This is a genomic window from Pseudomonas sp. SWRI18 (assembly GCF_014268345.1).
Taxonomy (GTDB): domain Bacteria; phylum Pseudomonadota; class Gammaproteobacteria; order Pseudomonadales; family Pseudomonadaceae; genus Aquipseudomonas; species Aquipseudomonas cedrina.
This window is the reverse complement of the sequence record NZ_JACCQQ010000001.1, coordinates 344,112-367,242: the sequence shown is the minus strand read 5'-3', so window position 1 is coordinate 367,242 and position 23,131 is coordinate 344,112. Positions and strand designations below refer to the sequence as shown.

General features: G+C 60.9%; 20 protein-coding genes and 1 pseudogene. 9 read left to right on the top strand and 12 right to left on the bottom strand.

From position 1 onward, the window contains the following. Position 1: 1 nt before the first annotated feature. The 3 genes from H0Z09_RS01645 to H0Z09_RS01635 form a co-directional block, all read right to left on the bottom strand. Entirely contained in the window at positions 2 to 2,512 is a 2,511-nt protein-coding gene (locus tag H0Z09_RS01645) for a fimbria/pilus outer membrane usher protein (protein ID WP_238340180.1), read from the bottom strand. 7 nt (positions 2,513 to 2,519) lie between these two features. Beyond that, entirely contained in the window at positions 2,520 to 3,212 is a 693-nt protein-coding gene (locus H0Z09_RS01640) for a fimbria/pilus chaperone family protein (protein WP_186686499.1), read from the bottom strand. Positions 3,213 to 3,349: 137 nt separating this feature from the next. Continuing rightward, positions 3,350 to 3,991, bottom strand: a complete 642-nt coding sequence (locus tag H0Z09_RS01635) for a DUF1120 domain-containing protein (protein ID WP_238340179.1) — start codon at positions 3,989 to 3,991, stop codon at positions 3,350 to 3,352. A gap of 486 nt (positions 3,992 to 4,477) precedes the next feature. Here H0Z09_RS01635 and ppx point away from each other — a divergent pair, with 486 nt between their 5' ends. Beyond that, entirely contained in the window at positions 4,478 to 5,980 is a 1,503-nt protein-coding gene (gene ppx, locus H0Z09_RS01630) for an exopolyphosphatase (RefSeq protein ID WP_076951980.1), read from the top strand. 218 nt (positions 5,981 to 6,198) lie between these two features. Here ppx and ppk1 read toward each other — a convergent pair whose 3' ends face one another. After that, the gene (gene ppk1 / locus H0Z09_RS01625) at positions 6,199 to 8,421 is read right to left on the bottom strand and encodes a polyphosphate kinase 1 (RefSeq protein ID WP_186686493.1); all 2,223 of its coding nucleotides are present in this window, start codon (positions 8,419 to 8,421) and stop codon (positions 6,199 to 6,201) included. A gap of 18 nt (positions 8,422 to 8,439) precedes the next feature. Continuing rightward, positions 8,440 to 9,453, bottom strand: coding sequence for a porphobilinogen synthase (hemB, locus tag H0Z09_RS01620; RefSeq protein WP_186686480.1), 1,014 nt, complete (start codon positions 9,451 to 9,453; stop codon positions 8,440 to 8,442). Between the two features lie 207 nt (positions 9,454 to 9,660). Here hemB and H0Z09_RS01615 point away from each other — a divergent pair, with 207 nt between their 5' ends. Next, positions 9,661 to 10,296, top strand: coding sequence for a DedA family protein (locus H0Z09_RS01615; protein ID WP_076951983.1), 636 nt, complete (start codon positions 9,661 to 9,663; stop codon positions 10,294 to 10,296). On the opposite strand, the pseudogene H0Z09_RS27245 reads toward H0Z09_RS01615, so the two are convergent. After that, positions 10,196 to 10,558: pseudogene (locus tag H0Z09_RS27245) on the bottom strand (hypothetical protein); the annotation flags it as partial. The gene H0Z09_RS01615 and the pseudogene H0Z09_RS27245 overlap by 101 nt on opposite strands. Positions 10,559 to 10,776: 218 nt before the next feature. On the opposite strand from H0Z09_RS27245, the gene elbB reads away from it, so the two are divergent. Beyond that, a complete protein-coding gene (gene elbB / locus H0Z09_RS01610) occupies positions 10,777 to 11,442 on the top strand; it encodes an isoprenoid biosynthesis glyoxalase ElbB (RefSeq protein WP_186686477.1) in 666 nt (221 codons plus the stop codon). Positions 11,443 to 11,523: 81 nt separating this feature from the next. Here the strand turns inward: elbB and H0Z09_RS01605 are convergent, their stop codons facing one another. Together H0Z09_RS01605 and H0Z09_RS01600 are read right to left on the bottom strand one after the other, a co-directional pair. Beyond that, the gene (locus H0Z09_RS01605) at positions 11,524 to 11,979 is read right to left on the bottom strand and encodes a YaiI/YqxD family protein (RefSeq protein WP_186686474.1); all 456 of its coding nucleotides are present in this window, start codon (positions 11,977 to 11,979) and stop codon (positions 11,524 to 11,526) included. Between the two features lie 32 nt (positions 11,980 to 12,011). After that, a complete protein-coding gene (locus H0Z09_RS01600) occupies positions 12,012 to 13,907 on the bottom strand; it encodes an FTR1 family protein (protein ID WP_186686471.1) in 1,896 nt (631 codons plus the stop codon). A 253-nt stretch (positions 13,908 to 14,160) separates the two neighbouring features. On the opposite strand from H0Z09_RS01600, the gene H0Z09_RS01595 reads away from it, so the two are divergent. The 4 genes from H0Z09_RS01595 to H0Z09_RS01580 are packed head-to-tail and all read left to right on the top strand — an operon-like array spanning position 14,161 to position 17,304. Beyond that, a complete protein-coding gene (locus tag H0Z09_RS01595; RefSeq protein ID WP_186686982.1) occupies positions 14,161 to 15,555 on the top strand; it encodes a hypothetical protein in 1,395 nt (464 codons plus the stop codon). 10 nt (positions 15,556 to 15,565) lie between these two features. After that, complete coding sequence (locus H0Z09_RS01590; protein WP_008439304.1) at positions 15,566 to 15,937, top strand: YcfL family protein; 372 nt, start codon at positions 15,566 to 15,568, stop codon at positions 15,935 to 15,937. 35 nt (positions 15,938 to 15,972) lie between these two features. After that, positions 15,973 to 16,560 carry a penicillin-binding protein activator LpoB gene (gene lpoB, locus H0Z09_RS01585; protein ID WP_076951987.1) on the top strand — a complete coding sequence of 196 codons (588 nt, stop codon included), beginning with the start codon at positions 15,973 to 15,975 and terminating at the stop codon, positions 16,558 to 16,560. A gap of 3 nt (positions 16,561 to 16,563) precedes the next feature. Further along, positions 16,564 to 17,304, top strand: a complete 741-nt coding sequence (locus tag H0Z09_RS01580; RefSeq protein WP_186686468.1) for a penicillin-binding protein activator LpoB — start codon at positions 16,564 to 16,566, stop codon at positions 17,302 to 17,304. Between the two features lie 137 nt (positions 17,305 to 17,441). Here H0Z09_RS01580 and H0Z09_RS01575 read toward each other — a convergent pair whose 3' ends face one another. The 3 genes from H0Z09_RS01575 to H0Z09_RS01565 all read right to left on the bottom strand — a co-directional run bounded on the left by H0Z09_RS01575 (position 17,442) and on the right by H0Z09_RS01565 (position 20,645). Continuing rightward, positions 17,442 to 18,074 carry a LysE family transporter gene (locus H0Z09_RS01575; protein ID WP_076951989.1) on the bottom strand — a complete coding sequence of 211 codons (633 nt, stop codon included), beginning with the start codon at positions 18,072 to 18,074 and terminating at the stop codon, positions 17,442 to 17,444. 88 nt (positions 18,075 to 18,162) lie between these two features. Beyond that, positions 18,163 to 18,735, bottom strand: a complete 573-nt coding sequence (locus H0Z09_RS01570; RefSeq protein WP_076951990.1) for a mechanosensitive ion channel family protein — start codon at positions 18,733 to 18,735, stop codon at positions 18,163 to 18,165. Then, on the bottom strand, positions 18,735 to 20,645 hold the full coding sequence (locus H0Z09_RS01565) for an ATP-binding cassette domain-containing protein (protein ID WP_076951991.1): 1,911 nt from the start codon (positions 20,643 to 20,645) through the stop codon (positions 18,735 to 18,737). The genes H0Z09_RS01570 and H0Z09_RS01565 overlap by 1 nt, the downstream gene beginning before the upstream one ends. Positions 20,646 to 20,695: 50 nt before the next feature. On the opposite strand from H0Z09_RS01565, the gene H0Z09_RS01560 reads away from it, so the two are divergent. Continuing rightward, on the top strand, positions 20,696 to 21,163 hold the full coding sequence (locus H0Z09_RS01560; protein ID WP_186686465.1) for a TIGR02444 family protein: 468 nt from the start codon (positions 20,696 to 20,698) through the stop codon (positions 21,161 to 21,163). Here H0Z09_RS01560 and H0Z09_RS01555 read toward each other — a convergent pair. Then, positions 21,160 to 22,209, bottom strand: coding sequence for an AlgP family protein (locus H0Z09_RS01555; protein WP_186686462.1), 1,050 nt, complete (start codon positions 22,207 to 22,209; stop codon positions 21,160 to 21,162). The genes H0Z09_RS01560 and H0Z09_RS01555 overlap by 4 nt on opposite strands. 192 nt (positions 22,210 to 22,401) lie before the next feature. On the opposite strand from H0Z09_RS01555, the gene H0Z09_RS01550 reads away from it, so the two are divergent. Further along, a complete protein-coding gene (locus H0Z09_RS01550) occupies positions 22,402 to 23,079 on the top strand; it encodes an FKBP-type peptidyl-prolyl cis-trans isomerase (RefSeq protein WP_186686459.1) in 678 nt (225 codons plus the stop codon). Positions 23,080 to 23,131: the final 52 nt, after the last annotated feature.

Here is a 23,131-nt window from a genome sequence, read left to right as displayed (position 1 = left end):
CTCAGCGAGCATGGCATACCACCGGTGCGGTTTCGTAAAGTTGATCATCGTCAGGCTCTTGCTCAGGGTTGATGTGCAGCAGGCAGGACGCCGAGTCCGGCAATGAAACCCTCAGGGTTTGCTGCCCATCGATGTTGCTGAGGAAAATCATGCCTTCGCCTACCACGCTGGTCACAAAGTTGTTGTCCTGGCCAAACACCGCGGCCCCTTGAGGCAAGGGACGGCCCTGTTCGTCCTGGGCTTCAAGCAACAGGCGCCGAACTTTCACCACATCAAAGTCCAGGATGTTGACTGAACCACGGCCGGCTGCGAGCACCTGGGTGCCGTTCTTCAGGTCGACGCGTTTGGGCAGCGACTGGGTCTGTACTTGCAAATGGTTGTTGCCGTAGGCCTGCAGTCCGGGAATGACCGCCTGGCCGCTGAAGTCGGTCCATACCGGCCCTTGAGGCGTCGAAACCTTCGCCCCGCCGATATCGCCCACCGAGACAATGCCGAAGGTGTCCTGCACCGCGTACGGCGAGAACGTCACCCCATGCTCATGGGCCACGATGCCGCCTTGCAACTGACCGGAATAGTGGGTGTTCGAGGGATCACGGCTGACGCCCAGGCTGACGCGGGTATACAGCGGCAACAGGTCTACGCGGCCGCGCACGCGCTGTTCGCGCTCGTTCACGTCTCGATCAACGCCGACTTCATAGTCCACATAGTCGTTGACCCGCTCGCTGAGGGCCGTGCCGGCATCCAGGCGATCGCCTCGGCGACTGACGTAGCTGCTCACGCGGCGATCACCGCCCAGGGGCAGGGTGACCTGCAGCCTGACGGAGGTGTCTTCGTCCAGCCTTTCATCGCGGCGCCCTCCCGCTGTTCGGTCCAGGCGTCGAGGCCTGGACCCACCGACCTGTGCGTCTGCGATCAACGCCACGTCAACGCCATTGAACGATTTGTTCCATGACGCAAAGAGGTGATCGGTGGATCGCCCGTCAAATTGCGAACTACGGGTGAAACTGAGGGAAAAGCCCCCCATGAACGGATCCGCCCAATTCAGCCCCGCCGTGTACTGGCGCTTGAAACGCGCATCGAGGTCGTATCCCCGTGAGGCCTGGCCTGCGTCCAGCACTTCCCGATAGCCTTTGTTCTGTGTCGAGGCACTCAGGTTCATGTCGAGGTTGGCGAACAACGGGCTGCCCAGAGACAGCGTGCTGCGCGCGCCCTCTACTCCGTCGAGCCCATCACGGGACAGGTTATGGCGTAAGTCCACCGTTACCTGATGAAAAAACACGCTGCTCAGGGTACCGCCTGCCGATTGGTACTCGTCGGTACTGAGCAAACCGAAACCCACCGATGAGCGCTGTCCCAGCCCCCAGGTTCCACTGCCCATCGCGACCACGGGCGAGTCCGGTTCCCGGCTGTCGATGGACGTTTCGCGCACCTTACCGAGAGAGAAGTAGTAGCCCGGCGTTACGGGGACCCCGCCGCGAAAAGACGCAGCGGGCACGACGAAGCTGCGCTTGGCGCCCCGCACGTCAATCACGCTCACATCCAGGTCACTGGTGCTGTTGAGCAACGGCAGACCGGTCAGCCTGAACGGCCCTTCGGGTACCAGCGTGGAATGGATCAACGCGCCCGACTGGCGCACTTCGACCCGTGACTGGCTTTGGGCCAGGCCTTCAACCACCACCTCACTGCTGCCCGCTCCCCCGCGCTGCTGGCCATCCGGGAAGAACTGCAAGCCGGTCAGCTGTACGCCACCAAATATCGGGTTGTTACTGGAAATCTGCCCCGCTTGGAAGGTCGACTGTAACGCTGCAATATCACGCTGGGCGTAGGCATCCACCTGCTCGGTCCGCGCCCGGCCATTGTCGGAAACATAGAACTGACGGCTGCGGACAATCCAGTTACCCAGGTTGAACCCAGCCTCGGTATAGGCCGATACAAAGCGACTCGGCCCACTTCGCGAATGGGTGTCGTAACCCAACACGGTGTAATTGAAAATAGCCGCCGCGCCGCCCTGGGAAAAATTCCCGGCCTCCCACTCCGGCGTACGCAGCGACTGGGTTGGCACCACCAGGGTCACCTCATCACTGCTGGGGCGCAGGCGCACCATGGTCGCCGGGTATTGCCCAACGAAATCATGGCAGGTCTGGTCGGGGTTGATGCCTTCGCGCAGCACCTTGGACGGCGTGACCAGACCGGCCTTGGCCAGCAATGCCGGGGTGAAGCACAGCTGGCCCTGGTAATCGAAGCGTGCGTCAACCAACCCCAGCGGTGTGCCATTGACGCGTAGCCCGACCACATGCACGCCTTCGCGAAAGCGTGCCGCGCTGCGAAAGTACTCGGACACCTGGGGATCAATGCCCAGCGATGTCAACGCGGCCAGGTCAAAGCCTTCCCCCAGGCCCACAGCCGCGCTGGAACCTGGCAAGCCACACAGCGTCGCGAGACCCAGCAGGACCTTGGAGCGCGCCTGCAAGCCATTACTGGCCGCGCGATTTGGATGCCTGATCTTTTTCATAGGTCAGTCAATCCACGCCAGCCACAACAGGCGCGCGGTAGCTGTCCACCGTGAACCCATAGACCGTGGCCGGTTGGAACTCCACCGCAACCACGCCCGCCGTTGAGCCGGCCGACGCGACCGTCAGCACTTCGCCCGGCAGGATGTAGGTGCGCGGCAACGTCCCCGCCTGTGCCTGCGGATGCAGTTGCACTTCCAGCGACATGCGCACGACGTAGGCGCTTCCGTTGTGAACCTTTAATTGCCCCCCTTCACGCGTCCATGTCAGCAACTGCCAGGGCGCGTCGTGCCTGGGCAACCCTTTGGGATGCAGGATCAACGGCAGGTTCTGCCGCAGGGTGATACCAATGGTCGCACCGCCGGGCGTGCGCGCCTGGGGGATGCCTTCAAAGGAGACCCGCTTCAGGCGCTGGGTCTTGAGCGGGGCCTTCAGCGTGCTGATGAAACGCACAAGTTGGGTGTCGCCCGCTTCGACCCGGGTAATAGGCGGCGTGACGATCAATAAGGGTTCCTGGTCCTCCGGTATGTTTTCTATGACCGAATGAAGCAACGCCGGCCCAGGGTCGGTATTTTTAATATTAAGCGTTGCCTCGCCGTCTTCTTCATTCAGAATCACGACTGTTGTTTCAGGCTGCATGCCGTCGGCTACTGCGATACCACACAAGCAAAAACACAAACTTATGAATCGCAGCAACGACATCACTCTTGTTGATAGACCATTCACGAGTTTACCCACAGCTATAAAGCCCACAATTAAAAAACACCCACGTAAAACAGCCGGCACCAAACAGAGACGTGAAGCTGCCTTTGCATTAATGTCGGCTGTTGATGACGTATTTAGATGTAAGTCAATTCCAGCGTGGCGCGACCATCCAGCGTTACATCGCGGGTCAGGTCCAGGTCCTGAGTGCGGTTGATAACGGCTTTCACTTCAAGCGTGCCATTGAGTTGGGTGATGGACGCGGGGACCAGGCTGGCTCCGTTGCGCCACGAGTACTGGCTAGGCTTTTGAGCGACCTTGCCGTCGCTGGACTGCCAGGAGCCGGTGGTGCCCACACGCATGAGCGGGCTAAGGTTCCCGGTGGATGAGCGCAGATCCTTGAGGGTAACCGAGTAGCCGCCGGTACGCTTGCCGCTGACAGCGCCCAGCCCGTAGTTCTGCGCTTCGGTGAACCCGGCACCGAGAATCCCCGGAACCTTGCTGCCCGATTGCAGATCAGTCAGCGCCAGGCCGAACTTCGCGGGTGTTTGGCCGCAACTGACGGACAGGCTCACGGATTTCGGCGCGAGAGGATTGAACTGCGTTGCAGACAAACTACCGGAGGGAATGACCTGGTAATCGACGATGCCACCACCGGCGAGGCTCAGGTTGCAAGCCAGCGGCTTGATAGTCCCGCGTACAATCAGCTCGGCGGCCGTTGTTGCATGAGCACCGATACTCGCTACCAGACAAAAAGTACCTATTGTCAAACCAAGCATATTTTTCTTCATGTTTAACCTGTCATCTGGAATGGAGGTGTTTTTACGATGGCCGGGCCTCCATCACCCATCAATTATTCTTCCTTGTAACAATCGACCATAAATAAATAACACCACGGCAAAATTGCCGAGTGACAGTCTGTCGCTTTGGTACCTGATTAAAGAATCAGAGAACACGATAGGAATTGTGGGAGCCGTAAAAATTATAAGTGAGCCAAGCCTCCTCATTGGGTAGGCCCAAGTATGAAGCCAACAAGTTATTACCCGCGTCCTTGTAGGCAAAGTCACAAGCGGCATAATTACAGTAAGAGGTTAATAGCGCCTACAACTACAAAACCTCGTTCGCAGAAAGCTTGGAGCGACCCCTTACATTTCCCACAAGAATTACTCACAGCCCCCCATGGGCAAATTACCCAAGCAGTACGCGTTGGCACCACAGGTCGATCGTGGCACGATGGCTGGGTTATCGACCGAGACCCCCTTACCATGCCGCAATCCCAAGCCAAGAATCTGTCCCTGATCGCCGCCATCGACCTGGGCTCCAACAGCTTTCACATGGTCGTGGCCAAGGCCCAGAACGGCGAAATCCGCATCCTTGAGCGGCTCGGCGAAAAAGTACAACTGGCCGCCGGCATCGACGACGAGCGCAAACTCAACGAAGAGTCCATGCAGCGCGGCCTCGATTGCCTCAAGCGGTTTGCCCAGTTGATCAACGGCATGCCCTTGGGCGCCGTGCGAATCGTCGGCACCAATGCGTTGCGTGAGGCCCGTAACCGTGGCGAATTCATCCGCCGCGCCGAAGAGATCCTTGGGCACCCGGTAGAAGTCATCTCCGGCCGTGAAGAAGCTCGGCTGATCTACCTCGGCGTGTCCCATACCCTGGCCGATACCCCCGGCAAGCGCCTGGTCGCCGACATCGGCGGCGGCAGTACCGAATTCATCATTGGCCAGCGCTTCGAACCGCTGCTGCGCGAAAGCCTGCAGATGGGTTGCGTCAGCTACACCCAACGCTATTTCAAGGATGGCAAGATCACCCCGGCGCGCTACGCCCAGGCCTACACGGCAGCGCGGCTGGAGATCATGAGCATCGAGCACGCCCTGCACCGCCTGACCTGGGATGAAGCCATCGGCTCGTCCGGCACCATCCGTGCCATCGGCCTGGCCTTGAAAGCCGGCGGCCACGGCACCGGCGAGGTGAATGCCGAAGGCTTGGCGTGGCTCAAGCGCAAGCTGTTCAAGCTGGGGGATGCCGAGAAAATCGACTTCGACGGCATCAAGCCCGACCGTCGCACCATCTTCCCGGCCGGCCTGGCGATTCTCGAAGCGATCTTCGACGCCCTCGAACTGCAGCGCATGGACCACTGTGACGGCGCGCTACGCGAAGGCGTGCTCTACGACCTGCTGGGCCGTCATCATCACGAAGATGTGCGCGAGCGCACGCTGACCTCGCTGATGGAGCGCTATCACGTCGACCAGGAACAAGCCGCTCGCGTGGAGCGCAAAGCCCTGCATGCCTTCGACCAAGTGGCCGAAGACTGGGACCTGCAAGACGGCGTATGGCGCGAACTGCTGGGCTGGGCCGCCAAGGTGCATGAAGTGGGCCTGGACATCGCTCACTACCATTACCACAAGCACGGCGCGTACCTGATCGAGCACTCGGACCTGGCGGGCTTCTCCCGGGAAGACCAGCAAATGCTCGCCCTGCTGGTGCGTGGCCATCGTCGTAACATCCCCAAGGACAAATTCGCCGAGTTCGGCGACGACGGCATCAAGCTGATTCGCCTGTGCGTGCTGCTGCGCTTTGCAATCCTGTTCCACCATATCCGTGGCACGCAGGAAATGCCTCAGGTGGCCCTGCGTGCCGACGGCGACAGCCTGGACGTGGTGTTCCCGAACGGGTGGCTGGATGAGAACCAACTGACCCAGGCGGACTTTGCCCAGGAAGCGGAATGGCTGACGCGGGTAGGGTTCAGCCTGAACCTGCACTAGGAGAACACCGAAAAACAAATGTGGGGGGCTTGCCTTAATGCTGCCTCCTGTAGGAGCGAGCTTGCTCGCGAAAAACGTCAACAATAACCCGTACATCCTGGATAAACGCGGTACCTGTGAGTTCTTCGCGAGCAAGCTCGCTCCTACAGAAACGATTTCGCCCCCAAACAAATAAAAACGGCCCTTGAGAGGGCCGTTTTTTTGCGCCGGTTTCAGCCTCAATTCACCGTCAGAATCGGGCTGCCCAATTTCTCCAACAACGTCGCCTGCGCACTGCGCGGGTTCTGGTTGCCGGTCGGCGTGTTGCGAATATAGCGGCCGTCCGATTGCAGGCTCCAGCTGTGGGTGTTGTCGGTGAGGTAGCTTTCCAGCTCCTTCTTGACCCGCATGATCAGCTTCTTGCCTTCTACCGGGAAGCACGTTTCGACGCGCTTATCGAGGTTACGCTCCATCCAGTCGGCACTGGAAAGGAACATCTGCTCCTCGCCGCCGTTGAGGAAGTAGAACACTCGCGTGTGTTCCAGGAAGCGACCGATGATCGAGCGCACATGAATGTTGTGCGACACTCCGACAATGCCCGGACGCAGGCAGCACATGCCGCGTACCACCAGGTCGATCCGCACGCCGGACTGGCTGGCCTTGTACAGCGCGCGGATGATCTTCGGATCGGTCAGCGAGTTGAACTTGGCGATGATGTGCGCCGGTTTGCCTTCAAGCGCGAACTGGGTCTCGCGGGCAATCATGTCGAGCATGCCCTTCTTGAGCGTGAACGGCGCGTGCAGCAGTTTTTTCATGCGCAAGGTCTTGCCCATGCCGATCAACTGGCTGAACAACTTGCCGACGTCTTCGCACAGCGCGTCGTCGGAGGTCAGCAGGCTGTAGTCGGTGTAGAGCTTGGCGTTGCCGGCGTGGTAGTTGCCGGTGCCCAAGTGCGCGTAACGCACGATCTCACCGGCTTCACGGCGCAGGATCAGCATCATCTTGGCGTGGGTCTTGAAGCCGACCACGCCGTAGATCACCACCGCACCGGCCGCTTGCAGGCGGCTGGCCAGTTGCAGGTTGGACTCTTCGTCGAACCGCGCACGCAATTCGATCACCGCGGTGACTTCCTTGCCGTTGCGCGCGGCGTCCACCAGCGCATCAACAATTTCCGAGTTGGCGCCGGAACGGTACAGGGTCTGGCGCACGGCCAGTACATGCGGGTCCTTGGCGGCCTGGCGCAGCAAGTCGACCACCGGGGTGAAGGACTCGAACGGGTGCAGCAGCAGGATGTCCTGCTTGCTCACCACACTGAAAATGTTCTCGCTGTTTTGCAGCAGTTTCGGGATCTGCGGGGTGAACGGCGTGTATTGCAGCTCCGGGTGGCTGTCCAGGCCGGTGATGCTGAACAGGCGCGTCAGGTTCACCGGACCGTTGACCTGATAAAGCTCGGATTCGGCCAGGTTGAACTGCTTGAGCAGGTAGTCCGACAGGTGTTTCGGACAGGTGTCGGCGACCTCCAGGCGCACCGCATCACCGTAGCGCCGCGAGAACAGCTCGCCGCGCAGGGCTCGGGCCAAGTCTTCGACGTCTTCGGAATCCAGCGCCAGGTCAGCGTTACGGGTCAGGCGGAACTGGTAGCAGCCTTTTACCTTCATGCCCTGGAACAGGTCATCGGCGTGCGCGTGGATCATCGACGACAGGAATACATAGTTATCGCCAGCGCCCCCTACCTCTTCCGGTACCTTGATGATCCGTGGCAACAGGCGCGGCGCCGGGATGATCGCCAGGCCAGAGTCGCGGCCAAAGGCGTCGATACCTTCCAGCTCGACGATGAAGTTGAGGCTCTTGTTCACCAGCAACGGGAACGGGTGCGTCGGGTCGAGGCCGATCGGGGTGATGATCGGTGAAATCTCGTCACGGAAATAGCGACGCACCCAGGTTTTGATCTTGGTGGTCCAGTGGCGGCGACGAATGAAGCGGACCTGATGTTTCTCAAGTTCCGGCAACAGGATGTCGTTGAGGATCGCGTATTGGCGGTCCACATGGCCGTGCACCAACTCGCTGATGCGCGCCAGGGCCTGGTGCGGCTGCAGGCCGTCGGCGCCGGCTTGTTCGCGGGCGAAGGTGATTTGCTTCTTGAGGCCGGCGACGCGGATCTCGAAGAACTCGTCCAGGTTGCTGGAGAAGATCAGCAGGAATTTCAGCCGCTCCAGCAACGGATAGGACTCATCCAGCGCCTGCTCGAGCACGCGGATGTTGAATTGCAGTTGTGACAGCTCGCGGTGGATGTACAGGCTGCTGTCATCCAGGTTGGTCACGGTGACCACCGGGGCCGGCACGGGCGGCTCGACCAGCACGGCAGGCGCGGCGGGCTCATGCTCCGGCGGCGTCTCGGTGGCTTGTTCAACCACCGGGTGAGCGTCTTTTACGGCAATGTCTGTGAGTCCTTCGGTATTCATGGAATGTTCCTGTGAGGGCTATGGTTGCTCTCTAAGCAATTGGGCGGCGCGGGCGGCGAAATAGGTCAGGATGCCATCAGCCCCGGCGCGTTTAAAGGCTGTCAGGGATTCAAGGATCACCCCTTCACTCAGCCATCCGTTCTGTATTGCAGCCATGTGCATCGCGTATTCGCCACTGACCTGATAGACGAATGTTGGCACTTTGAATGTTTCTTTGACCCGATAAAGGATGTCCAGGTACGGCATTCCCGGCTTGACCATGACCATGTCGGCGCCTTCGGCCAGGTCGGCCGCCACTTCGTGCAGGGCTTCATGGCTATTGGCCGGGTCCATCTGGTACGAAGCCTTGTCGGCCTTGCCCAGGTTGAGGGCCGAGCCCACCGCATCGCGGAACGGGCCGTAATACGCGCTGGCGTACTTGGCCGAATAGGCCATGATCCGCACATTGACGTGGCCGGCCAGCTCCAGGGCCTCGCGGATCGCCTGGATGCGGCCGTCCATCATGTCCGAAGGTGCAACCACCTGGGCGCCGGCCTCCGCGTGGGACAGGGCTTGCTTGACCAACGCATCGACGGTGATGTCATTTTGAACATAGCCGCCCTCGTCCAGAATGCCATCCTGGCCGTGGGTGGTGAACGGGTCCAACGCCACGTCCGTGATCACGCCCAACTGTGGAAACCGCTCGCGCAGCGCACGCGTGGCGCGCTGGGCGATCCCTTCCGGGTTCCAGGCCTGCGCAGCGTCCAGGGACTTGAGTTCAGGCGGCGTGACCGGAAACAGCGCCAATGCCGGAATCCCCAATTCAACCCAACCGGCTGCTTCTTCAAGCAGCAGATCAATGCTCAAGCGCTCCACACCCGGCATCGAAGCCACCGCTTCCCGACGGTTCTCACCGTCCAGCACAAAGACCGGCAGGATCAGATCGTTCACCGTCAGTACATTTTCACGCACCAGGCGGCGAGAAAAATCATCACGACGGTTGCGACGCAGGCGAGTAGCGGGGTACAGCCGGTTGGCAGGGGTAAAGCTCACGACAGACTCCTGAGCCCGGGCATACGGGCGAGCGTTGCAGTTATAAGCGGCCATTATGACGAAGGTATGACAGTTGTGCTTAAGGATGCGACCTGTAGTCGCATTCGCCTTCTACGTAGGAATTGTTCACTTCGTGACACATCTCGATACTTTCATGAATCTTCGTGAAGGCGTAGGCTGCGCGTTCATTTCGCCAGCACCCAGACCATGCTTCAACAATTTCTGCATGACTTCGGCTACTTTGCCCTCTTCCTGGGCACCTTCTTTGAAGGCGAGACCATTCTGGTCCTCGCAGGCTTCCTGGCGTTCCGTGGATACATGGATATCAACCTGGTGGTGGTCGTTGCCTTTTTCGGCAGCTACGCCGGCGATCAGCTTTGGTATTACATGGGCCGCAAGCACGGCCGCAAACTGTTGGCGCGCAAGCCGCGCTGGCAGTTGATGGGCGACAAGGCGCTGGAGCACATCCGCAAGCACCCGGATATCTGGGTGCTGAGCTTCCGCTTCGTCTACGGGCTGCGCACGGTCATGCCGGTGGCGATTGGTCTTTCCGGTTACCCACCGTTGCGCTACCTGATCCTTAACGGTATTGGTGCCGCAATCTGGGCGGCGGCGTTGGGCGCAGCGGCCTATCACTTTGGCGCGGTGCTGGAGGGCATGCTGGGTAGCGTGAAGAAATATGAGCTATGGGTATTGGGCGCGTTGCTGCTGCTGGGCCTTGGCCTCTGGCTGCGCCGTCGCTTCAAGAACGCTCGTATCGCTCGCCAGGCCTGTGCTGATGAAAAGGCCCGGCTTGCCGCCGAGCCCGCCCGGATCGAAGCACCCAAGACGCCAGTCGAGTAAATCGGCCACTGCAGCCGTAGAGGCCGATCACGCTGAGCAGACTGCACGTCAGCAAGCCTGGCCAGCCCAGGACCATCGCTGCCGTGGGCAGACCTTCGCCAACATTCATCAAATAACTGCCAAAGCCACATACGCCGCGAACTGCAAGGCGACGTAGACCTGTGCCGAAAATCACCGGCTAGCTGTCGTCCCCCTCCTGGTAGGTGCCTGACCACCGGCCCCAAAGAATGAACACCCCGCCGTAGTTGCGATCCATGTAGAGGTGGATGGTATCGGCCCCCCGGCAGTTGCGCTCGCCGCCACAGCGGTCGGCAAGCGGTTCCACCATGATCAAGGCGATGACCGCGTAAGGCACAAAGTCCAGGGTCTGGTCCGGTCTATTTTTGTTACATCAAGAGTAGGTGCAGTGACGCGAGTTCCCATTGGCAACAGATGACAAATTAGTAGACATTTAACGCCAAGACTCCAGGAGAAATGCCCATGAGCAAAAAGATTGCAGTGATCCTTTCCGGCTGTGGCGTGTACGACGGCGCAGAGATCCACGAAAGCGTGATCACCCTGCTGCGCCTGGACCAGCGCGGCGCTCAGGTTCAATGCTTTGCCCCGGACATCGCGCAACTGCACGTGATCAACCACCTCACCGGCGAAGAAATGCCCGAGTCGCGCAATGTACTGGTGGAGTCGGCGCGGATCGCCCGAGGCGCGGTGCAGGACATCGCTGAGGCCGACGTCATGCAATTCGATGCGCTGATCGTGCCAGGCGGGTTTGGCGCGGCCAAGAACCTGTCGACCTTTGCCGTGGAGGGCGCCGGCTGCAGCGTCAACCCACAGGTTTTGGCGCTGGCCGAGGCCTTTGCCGAAGCGGGCAAGCCCGTGGGGCTGATCTGCATCTCACCGGCCCTGGCGGCGAAGATCTATGGCCCGGGCGTGACCTGCACCATCGGCAACTGTGCCGACACCGCGGCCGCGCTGGACAAGATGGGCGCGACCCATCAGGAATGCACGGTGGAAGATATCGTCGAAGACAAGGCACGCAAACTGGTGAGCACACCGGCCTACATGCTCGGCAAGAACATCAGCGAGGTCGCCTCGGGGATCAACAAGCTGGTGGACCGCGTGTTGGAGCTGACCCACGAAAACGACTGATCGTGATGAACGGGCTTGTTGTGGCGAGCGGGCTTGTCGAATCGTCGCACCGCCCGCGTTGGGTGGCGAAGCCGCCCCCGTTCAGCCCTGGCGTATCAATCGAGTGAGAATGCGGTCCAACGCGTTGGCAAACGCCTGCTTGTCCTTCTCACCATGGGGCGGTGGCCCGCCGCCCATCTGGCCTTGCTCACGCAGGTCAGTAAACAGGTTACGCACCGCCAGCCGTTCACTCATGTTCGCCGGGCTGAACTCTTTGCCGCGCGGGTCAAGCGCCGTGACGCCCTTTTTCACCAAACGGTCGGCCAGGGGCACATCGCTGCAGATCACCAGCTCGCCGGGCACTGCGTGCTCCACCAGGTAATCATCCGCCGCATCCGGGCCGCTCGGCACCACGATCAGCTTCACACACGAAAAACTCGGCTTGATCTGGCTTTGCCCGGCCACCAGCACCACTTCGAACTGGCGCTTGAGGGCAAACTTCACCACCTGGTCCTTGGCCGCCCGCGGGCAGGCGTCTGCATCGATCCACACGCGCATTTTCAGCTCTCCATAAGCCCGCTCCCACACGCTCAGGCAACAGCGCGGCGTTTCTCGGCCAACCGACTACGGCCATACAGCACCACAATCGCCAGGATCGCCACCGCTTGCGCACTCAAGGAGTACGCATCGGCGTGGATGCCCAGCCAGTCGAAGTCAAAGAAGGCCACCGGCCGCGTGCCGAAGATGCCCGCTTCCTGCAATGCCTTCACGCCATGCCCGGCAAATACCACTGACAGCGCACACAGCAGTGCCGCGTTGATCCCGAAAAACAGCGCCAACGGCAGCTTCGCCGAACCGCGCAGGATCACCCACGCCAGGCCCACCAGCAGCACCAGCGCCGTGGCGCCACCCGCCAGTACCGCGTTGTGCCCGGCCGGGCCGGCTTGCAGCCACAGGGTTTCGTAGAACAGGATCACCTCAAACAGCTCGCGATAGACCGAGAAGAACGCCAGCATCGCAAAGCCGAAACGCCCGCCGCCGCCCACCAGGCTGCTCTTGATGTAATCCTGCCAGGCGGCTGCGTGGCGTCGGTCGTGCATCCATACGCCAAGCCACAGCACCATCACGCTGGCGAACAGTGCCGTGCAGCCTTCAAGCAACTCACGCTGGGCGCCGCTTACGTCAATCACATACGCGGCCAACGCCCAGGTCGCCAGGCCGGCCAACAGCGCCAGGCCCCACCCCACGTTGACGCTGCGTACCGCCGATTGCTGGCCGGTGTTGCGTAGGAACGCGAGGATCGCGGCCAACACAAGAATCGCTTCCAGACCTTCACGCAGCAGGATCAACAACCCGGAGATGTAGCTCAACGACCAGCTCAGGCCGTCGCTGCCCAGCAAGCCGGCGGACTCGCTGAGCTTGCCCTTGGCCACGTCCAGGCGTTGCTGCACCTGCTCGACCGGCAAACCGTCCTGCAACGACTGTCGATAAGCCATCAGCGCCTTCTCAGTGTCCTTGCGCACGTTGGCGTCGACGTTATCCAGTGAGCTTTCCACCAGTTCGAAGCCTTCCAGGTAGGCAGCCACCGACAGGTCGTAGGCCTGTTCGTGATCACCCTTCTCGAACGCGGCCAGGCTCTTGTCCAGTGTGGTGGCGGTGTAGTCGAGCAACTGCGCCGGGCCACGCTTGACCTGCGGCGGTTGCGCGCGCTGGGCGCGGAACGTCGCCGCGGCAGCCGGGCCATTTGCGGCCAGCACTTCATCAGGCGTCTGGCGGGCCAGCTCGGCCAGATTGAACGGCTGCTCGCTGTGGGCGGCGGCCGGGTCGGCGGTGAAGCCGGCGATGTAGGTGGCCAGGTCCCAGCGTTGGCGGTCGTCGAGCTGGTCGGCGAAGGACGGCATATCGGTGCCTTCGACGCCCAGGCCAAGGGTGTTGTAGATCGCGTAGAGGCTCAGACGGTCCAGGCGCCCGGCGTCGCGCAGGTTGGCGGGTGCTGGCGTCATGCCAACGCTGGCCGGGCCGTCACCCGCGCCCGATGCTCCGTGGCAAACCGAGCAGTGCTGGGCGTAGAGCGGTGCGCCGCGCGTTGGATCAGGCGTGATCGCCGGGGCCTGGCTAACCTCATAGGCCACTGCCAGTTGGGCACCCAGTTGACGGGCTTGGCGAGCGACCGCCGCGCCGTTCTGATGCGCAGTTACAGCTGCTGACAGTTCATCGACGCCTTTGGTCAAGGCCGCGCGCTCCGGGCGCTGTGGCAGTTCTGCCACCAGCCCCTGCAACACTCCGAGAAACTCTAGCTGTTCGCGGTATTCGGATTCGTCGATAACCTTGCCCGCCTCCACCGTCTGTGGATAGTCAGCGCCAATGTAATCCAGCAGATGCAAGGCTTGTTGGGCGCCCTCGGCAGTCGCGGCGGACAGGTTGAAGCTGCACGACATCAACGCCGGCAGCAGCAGCCCGGCGAGAAAACGGAAAGGGGCGATCATGAACGAATCTCAAATGGAAATACGAAGTAACACATTGTCAAACCTTAAGGGGTTTGACTCAAGGCGTAAGTGATTTGAGGCAGGCACTTTCAAGAGCGGGATGGTGGCATCTTTGTAAATTCAAGCTGCAAAAAGCCACTGTTTTGCCATTAATGGTGCTTATAATGCCGCGCCCTGTTAGTGCAAAAGGGAATTAGATTCCTGGTTTTTATAAGGAATTCCGATGATTGATACTTTCAGGGAAGACATCTGCATGGCATTTCGCGCCCTACCTTCGCTTGCGCTTGTGGCGATTACCTTGTTATCCGGCTGTTCGATGTTTCGCAGCTATGACACCGAACTGCAGGCGACCAACCAGCAATTGGCCACCGGCAATGTCGACGCCGCACTGACGCTACTGGAAAAGAACAACACCGGCGACGACAAGGACCTGCTTTATTTTTTCGAAAAGGGCGAGTTGCTGCGTGCCAAGGGCGATTTGACCGGCAGCCAGACCGCCTGGCGCAGCGCTGACCTGCAAGTCTACAAGTGGGAAGAGTCGGTCAAGTTCGACAGCGCCAGGTACCTGGCCCAGTTCGGCAGCTTCCTGACCAACGACAAAGTGCGCCGCTACGAAGGTTACGACTACGAAAAAGTCATGCTGACCACGCAGATGGCCCTCAACCTGCTCGCCCTGAACGACTTCGACGGCGCACGCACCGAAATCAAGAAGACCCATGAGCGCGAAGCCGTGATCGCCGACCTGCGGGACAAGGAATACCTCAAGCGCGAAGATGAAGCCCAGCGCGAAGGCGTGACCACCCAGCTGAAAGACCTGCGCGGCTACCCGGTGCAAGCGCTGGACGCGCCGGAAGTGGTCGGCCTGAAAAACAGCTACCAGAGTGCGTTCAGCCATTACCTGGCCGGTTTCGTCTACGAAGCCCTGGGCGAAAAAGACCTTGCGGCACCCGGCTACCGCAAGGCTGCCGAGTTGCGCCCCAACACCCCGTTGCTGGAACAGGCCCTGCTGAACCTGGACAAATCCAAGGTCGGTGCCGACGAAACCGACGTGCTGATCGTAGTGCAGAGCGGCCTGGCTCCAGCCCGCGACTCGATTCGCCTGCCGCTGCCGATCCCGATCAACGGCAACCTGGTAATTACCCCGCTGTCGTTCCCGGTGATCAAGGCCGATACCTCTACCGCGACCTTTGCCCAGATCGGTGTCGACGGCCAGCAACAGAACCTCACCGCACTCAACAGCACCACGGCCATGTCCCGCCGCGCCCTGCGCGATGACATGCCGGGCATCATCCTGCGCACGACCGTGCGTGCGGTTACCCGTGGCGTGGCGCAGAACAACCTGAACAAGACCAACCCCATGGCAGGCCTGGTGCTGGGTATCGCGTCGGCCGTCACCGAAGGCGCCGACACCCGCACCTGGCGCACCCTGCCGGACATGACCCAAGTGGCCCGCCTGCGCCTCAAGCACGGCGAGCATCAGGTCAGCCTGCCCAACGCCTTCGGCGGCACGCTGGTCACGGTCAAGGCGGACCAGCGCTACCAAGTCATTACACTGCGCGTGGTCGGCAACCAGGTATTCGCCGGTGGCCTGGCCGCCCATGTGGTGCCGAGCACAACCACCCAGGCCATCGCCCTCAAACAACCTTAAGGAGCACGCTATGCGTCATTTCATCCTCGGCGCCCTGGCGCTGGTCCTGCTCGCCGGCTGCGCCACCCCGCCGCCGCCGGAGCCCGGCAGCGCCGCGAGCAAAATCGTGGTGATGGGCAAGTTCAAGGGCATCGCCGTCGGTGCCATCCGCGTTGCGCGCGAAAACGGCTTTCTGACCGCCAAAGTGCAGTTGAGCAATATCACCAGCAGCAACCAGATGATGTATTACCGCTTTGCGTGGCTGGGTGCCGACGGCTTTCCGGTGGGCGACGAAGAAACCTGGAAAGTGCTGAACCTGTACGCCAACCAGGCGACCTTCCTGCCGGCGATTGCCAATCTGCCGCAGGCAGCCGACTTCCGTCTTGAAGTGAAAACCCCTTGAACCGTCCCTCCTTATTGCTGCTGAGAGAATTCCCCATGTTTGCACGCTTCACGATCCTTGCCGCCGTGGTCGTCCTGGCCAGCGGCTGCGCCAATACCTCCCCGGTCCTGGGTGGCAAGAACATCAGCTACGGCGATACCAAGGCTGTGGAACTGGTCACCAACGAGTTCGGCTCCACCGACCTGCAAATGATCGCCGAAAGCATGACCCGCTCCCTGGCCCAGTCCGGCATCCTGCAAGGCCGCCCGGTGGTGCAGGTGTATGACGTGAAGAACAAGACCAGCGAGTACATCGATACCCGCGAGATCACTACATCGATCAAGACCCAGCTTATGAAAACGGGTACCGCACGCTTCGCCAGTGATAACACCGACATGCAGAGCCAGGTCGACCAACTCAAGTTGCAGAACCAGAGCGGGCTCTACAAGAAGTCCACTGTCAGCAAGACCGGCAACATGGTCGCCGCCAAGTACCGCCTGGAAGGCTCCATCAGCTCCATCGTCAAGCGCAGCTCGGACTACAAGGACGTGTTCTACAAATTCAGCCTGCAGTTGATCGACGTCGAGAGCGGCCTGGCGGAATGGATGGACGAAAAAGAAATCCGCAAGACCACGGAGCGCTGAACAATGCGTGCATGGATCGGCATGATCGGCCTGCTGTGCGCCTTCGGCGCCTCGGCCGCCCCGAAGATCGCGGTGACCGACCTGGCCTACGAGGCACGGGTCGAGGAATACATCCACCAGGTTTCGGCCAGCAATAACTTCCAGGCAAGCGGCTACCACGCCAGCGGCGCGTCGACCTACAGCGAGTACGAAAGCCGTAACAGCTACATCGAACAGACCGAGCTGCGTAAATTCAGCGGTGATATCAAGGGCGAGATCCTCAAGTCCCGCCAGTTCCAGCTGGTGCAAGGCACGCCCTATACCGCCGATGCCAAAGGTGATGTCTACGACGTCATCAAGCGCATCAAGGCCGGCAACTTCAAGGGGGCGGACTATGTGCTGTTCGGCACGCTGTCAGACATCGACTTTACCCAGGACATCAACGCCCTGGACCACACCAACAGCTACTCGGCAGTGCTGGGCCTGACGCTGGTGGCGGATTTCAGCCTGATCAATACGCGCACCTATGAGATCACCTCGGCGTTTACCGCCATGGGTGAAGGCCAGGACACCAAGCTGGTGAACAGCCGTGACGTGCGCGTGAGCCTGAACCGGCCGCGTGTGGTGAAGGAAGTGTCGAAAGCCCTGGGTGAGGATGTGGCGCGGCAGTTGGCCGAGCAGTTGGGCGGCGAGTATCAAGACCCGGGCCAGCCGCCGTTGCGCAATAACCTGCCAAGGGATGAAGCGCCGAAAATCTTGCGCTGAACCGCTATTGCACAAGCACCACAAAACAAATGTGGGAGCTGGCTTGCCTGCGATGCAGGCACCACGGTGTTTCAGAAACACCGAGGTGCCTGCATCGCAGGCAAGCCAGCTCCCACACTTTGATGCGGTTTTGTCAGTTATGCCGTTGCGCGATGCAAGCTGGCAAGAAACCCCGCCGCCCCCACGAACAACCCGGCAAACGTACGGTTCATGCGTTTCTGCTGTTTAGGCGTACGCAGCAGGCGCAATACCTTCGACGCCAGCCCCGTATACCCCGCCATCACCACCATATCGACGCTGATCATCGTCGCACCGATGATCAGGTACTGGCTCAGCAACGGCGCCTGCGGGTTCACGAACTGCGGCAACACCGCCAGCATGAACACCAGCGCCTTGGGGTTGCTGGCGTTGACCAAAAAGCCCCGGAACATCATGGCGATCGGCTTGCCAATCGGGCGCACGGCAGCGTCGTCGGTCATGTCCATGGGCAAGGCGCGCCACTGCTTGATGGCCAGGTAAACCAGGTACGCCACGCCAAACCATTTGATCGCATAGAAGGCAGTGGACGACGTCGCCAGGATTGCACCCAAGCCGAAAGCAACGACCGCAATCTGCATCGCCAGGCCCAGCTGCAGGCCAATGGCGTTCCAGTAACCGCGCAGGAAACCGTATTGCAGGCCGCTGGACATCGAGGCGATGGCGCCGGCGCCGGGGGAAAGGGAGATGATCCAACTGGCCAGGAAAAAGGCCAGCCACGTGTCGAGTGCCATTACACACCTCAATCGGGAGTTTGCTGTTGTGCCTTAAGCTAACTCCGCCGACCAAATACTGGCTATAGTTTTTTACAAGATGTGAATACTAGCGGTCACCCGGGAACACGTGGGTGCCGGGCCAACGTCGCACCGAGCGCTGAAAGAACAGGCTGTTGGGCACTTGCACCATCGCACTGTCGGTGCCGGCTTCCGCCACTTCGACCAGCGTGGTGTAGAGCAGGTTGATCGCCACGACCCGCCCCTTCACACCTGGCTTATCGACAGTATCCACCAGCTCGACGATGTCACCGAGGCGAAACGGCCCGACCGTAAAGATCAGGATTGCGCACAACAGGTTCGACAGCACCGACCACATGGCGAAAAACGCCACGGCGGCGACCGCCACGAACCCCGACAATGCCGTCCACAACACCGTCGCGGAAACGCCCAGCCGGCCCAAGACGAAGATCAGCGCACTGCCCATGATCAACCAGCGCAAGCCACCGCGCAGCGGCATCAGCAGCTGCGGAGGGAACGGATAGCGCTCACCCAGGCGAGTCAGGCCTTTGCCGACAAAACGCTGGGCGAGGTAACCGGCCAGCAGGATCAACAGAATTTGCACGCCGATCCATACGGGTTCGACCCACTGTGCCGGTAACGCCAACTGCAACGCTTCCATCAAGACAGCGCCTCCAGCTCCGCTTGCAAGGATTCGAGCAGTTCGAGGGCTTCCATCCAGGTTTCCTCCAATTGCCCCTCACGCACCTTGAGCCTGGCTTGCTCAGCCAGCAAGTCGCGCAATTCGTCCTTGCGGGCGGCTTCGTAGACGGCGCTGTCGCCCAGGCTGGCTTCGATACTGGCCAGGCGCTCATGCACCTTGCCCAGCTCGGCTTCCAATTTGTCCGCTTCACGCTTGTGCGGCGCCAACTGCTGACGCAGTGCAGCGGCGGCCTGACGCTGGGCTTTCTTGTCGGTTTTGTCCGGGTTGACCGGGGTGTTGCTGGCCGGCGCGTTGCGTAGGCGGTAATCCGTCAGCCAGCGTGCGTAATCGTCCAGATCGCCGTCGAACTCTTCGACTTTGCCGTCCGCCACCAGCAGGAAATTATCGGTGGTGCTCTTGAGCAAGTGACGATCGTGAGACACCACCAGCACCGCACCGCTGAACTCCTGCAGGGCCATGGTCAGCGCCAGGCGCATTTCCAGGTCCAGGTGGTTGGTCGGTTCATCGAGCAGCAGCAGGTTCGGGCGGTCCCAGGCGATCAACGCCAACGCCAGGCGGGCTTTTTCGCCGCCGGAGAAGTTCAGCACCGGCTCATCGATACGCGCGCCACGGAAGTCGAAACCTCCAAGAAAGTCGCGCAGGGGCTGCTCGCGCTCGGTCGGTGCCAGGCGCTGCAGGTGCAGCAACGGGCTGGCCTTGGCGTCGAGCGAGTCCAACTGATGCTGGGCGAAGTAGCCCACCACCAGGTTCTCGCCGCGCGTCAGGCGGCCGGCCAACGGTTGCAGCTCACCCGACAGGTTTTTGATCAGCGTCGATTTGCCCGCGCCGTTAGGCCCGAGCAAACCGATGCGCGCGCCCGGCGTGAGCTGCAGCTTCACTTTTTCGAGGATGGTTTTATCGCCATAACCCAGGCGTGCGTCAGAGAGATCCAGCAACGGGCTGGAGATCTTCACCGACTCGCGAAAAACAAAGTCGAACGGCGAATCGACGTGGGCCGCCGAGAGTTCTTCCATGCGCTCCAAGGCCTTGATTCGGCTCTGCGCCTGACGGGCCTTGGTGGCCTGGGCCTTGAACCGGGCAATGTAGCTTTCCATGTGCGCACGCTGCGCCTGTTGCTTCTCGAACGCCTGCTGTTGCTGGGCCAGGCGCTCGGCACGGGCGCGTTCGAACGCGGTGTAGCCGCCCCGGTAGAGGGTGATTTTCTTCTGTTCGACGTGGGCGATGTTGTCGACCACGGCGTCGAGGAAGTCCCGGTCGTGGGAAATCAGCAGCAAGGTACCCTGGTAGTTCTTGAGGAAGTCCTCCAGCCACAGGATCGCATCGAGGTCCAAGTGGTTGGTTGGTTCGTCGAGCAGCAGCAGGTCCGACGGGCACATCAGCGCCTGGGCCAGGTTCAGGCGCATGCGCCAGCCACCGGAGAAGTCGGCGACCGGGCGATCCATCTGTTCGTTGGTAAAGCCAAGACCGGCCAGCATCTTGCGGGCGCGGGCATCGGCGGTGTAGCCGTCGGCGCTGTCGAGTTCCGAATGCAGGCGCGCCTGGGCGGCGCCGTCCTGGGCTTTCTCGGCTTCGGCCAGGTCGTGTTGCACCTGGCGCAGGCGCAGGTCGCCATCGAGCACGTAGTCGATCGCAATGCGGTCCAGGGTGTCGATCTCCTGGCGCATATGGGCGATGCGCCAGTCGGCCGGCAGCAGGCAGTCCCCAGAGTCCGGGGTCAGCTCACCGAGCAACAGGGCGAACAATGTGGATTTGCCGGCGCCATTGGCACCGATCAGGCCGGCTTTGTGACCGGCGTGCAGGGTCAGCTCGGCGTCTTCGAGAAGACGTTGCGGGCCACGCTGTAATGTTAGGCTTTGAAGTCGGATCATAATGGCGGCGGAGTCTACCAGCTTCGTTGCCCGCTGGCTTGGGTGTGAATATGTGCGCTGACCTGTGGAGCTTTTCCCTCTCGACTTACGCCCACCCGGGCGTCGAAGCGGCGTGCCTGCGTTTGCAGGAGCAAGGTGCGGATGTGTGCCTGTTGCTCTGCGGCGCGTGGTTGGAGCAACGCGCTGTTGCCGTGACCGCCGAGCGTATACAGGCGCTGAAACAGACCGCCGGACCTTGGCAAGCGCAGGTAATCGAGCCATTACGACAGGTGCGCAGGCAGTGGCGCGAAACGGCGCAGCACGATGAAAATCTGGCGGGATTACGCGAGCGGGTCAAGACCCTGGAGCTGGATGCCGAACGGCAGCTGCTGACGCGCCTGGAAGCACTGGCGCACTTATGGCCGACGGGTGATGCAATGGCTCAGCAACGGTGGCTGGAAGGACTGGCGGCTGAGGATGCCGCCAACCTTGACCACGACGCGCTGCAAGCGCTGCGCGTCGCGGCCACCAGCGCTTAGGAAGCGCTGGTTGGGGTGGCGCTTGGCGCTGCCGGTGCAGGCGTGCTGCTGGCCGGTGTAGTTGGAGCGGTGGACGCTACCGGAGCGACAGCAGGCGTCGGCTTGGCTGCGGCTGGTTTGGCGGTTGGCTTCGCAGCAGCAGGTTTGGCAACTGGCTTGGCGGCCGGTTTCGCGGCAGCAGGTTTGGCAGCTGGCTTGGCGGCTGGTTTCGCGGCAGCAGGTTTGGCAACTGGCTTAGCGGCTGGTTTCGCGGCAGGAGTTTTAGCGGCTGGCTTGGCAGCCGGTTTCGCAGCAGCGGTTTTGGCAGCTGGCTTGGCGGCCGGTTTCGCGGCAACAGTTTTAGCAGCTGGCTTGGCGGCCGGTTTCGCGGCAGCAGTTTTAGCCGCTGGCTTGATGGCTGGTTTCGCGGCAGCAGTTTTAGCAACTGGCTTGGCGGCTGGTTTCGCGGCAGCAGTTTTAGCAACTGACTTGGCGGCCGGTTTCGCAGCAGCGGTTTTGGCAACTGGCTTGGCGGCTGGCTTCGCGGCAGCAGTTTTAACCGCTGGCTTGGCAGCCAGTTTCGCGGCAGGGGATTTAGCGACTGGCTTGGCCACAGGTTTTGCGGCCGCTTTGGCAGGCGCCTTCTCTGCAACAACCTTGGCAGGCGTACGAGTGCTCAGCGCCTTAGCTACGGCTTCCTTAACGCGGCCAATGCCCTGGGCCAATTTCAGGCTTTCCTGGGCGTCTTTCTTGAGTTGGGAAATGTAGGCGCGGGTTTCAGCCTGGCGATCCTTGAGGGCGTCCAGCAGGTCTTCGAGTTCTTTGACAGCGTCCTTGGCTTTGGCTTGAGCCTTGGCCTTGCCGGCAGTGGCGGCGTCTTGCAGTTTGGTGCGCGATTTGTGCAGCTTTTCTTGCGCTTTACCGCGTTGTTTTTCCAGCTTGGCGAGCAGTTTTTCTGCATCGGCCAAGGCTTGGGAACAAGCGCTTTCCAGATGTTCGAGCAGGCTGCCCGAAAGTTGTTGGAGTAAGTGCAACGGGGTATTAACAGGCTTCTGTTTGGCCGACATGGTTTACCTCCTGGCTGACGTGGGTGCGGCTCATACTAGCCCTCTGCTCTTACCGCCGCTAGGGCATGTTGACAGTATCGTTTGGCTTGCGTTGCAGCCGGCGAAAATTCTTATGGATATAACGAAAATACGCGGCACTTTTTAGCCTTTCACACTGGCATAATCCGTCCCACTTTCGGCGGGAGCAAACCCATGTCGCGTTACGTTTTTCTTGTACTTGGCTTGGCGATTTCGATAGCCGATGCAAGTGATGGATCGTCTGCAAAAAACGTTGATCAGAACCAGCACGACCTAGCCTACAGCCTGGGTGCCAGCCTCGGTGAACGCCTGCGCCAGGAAGTGCCCGACTTGCAGATCCAGGCCTTGATCGACGGCCTCAAGCAAGCCTATCAGGGCAAACCGCTGGCCTTGGACAATGCACGCATCGAGCAGATTCTTGCCCAGCATGAAGCACGAAACGAAGCCGACACACAGGCCCCCCAAAGCGAAAAAGCGCTGGCGGCCGAACAACTGTTCCTGAGCAAGGAAAAAGCCGCGAAGGGCGTACGTGAACTGGCGGACGGGATTCTGCTCACCGAACTCACTCCCGGCACCGGTGAAAAACCGAAGGCCAGCGACCAGGTTCAAGTGAAATATGTGGGCCGGCTGCCCGATGGGACGGTATTTGACCAGAGCGCGCAGCCCCAATGGTTTCGTCTGGACAGCGTGATCAGCGGTTGGAGCAGTGCGCTGCTACAGATGCCGGTCGGTGCAAAATGGCGCCTGGTGATTCCATCGGCCCAGGCTTATGGCACCGACGGTGCCGGCGAGTTGATCCCGCCCTACACACCGTTGGTATTTGAGATCGAATTGCTCGGCATCCGCCACTGACCATAAAAAACGGCGCGCCATGCGCACCGTTTTTTTGTGACGTCACCTAGGA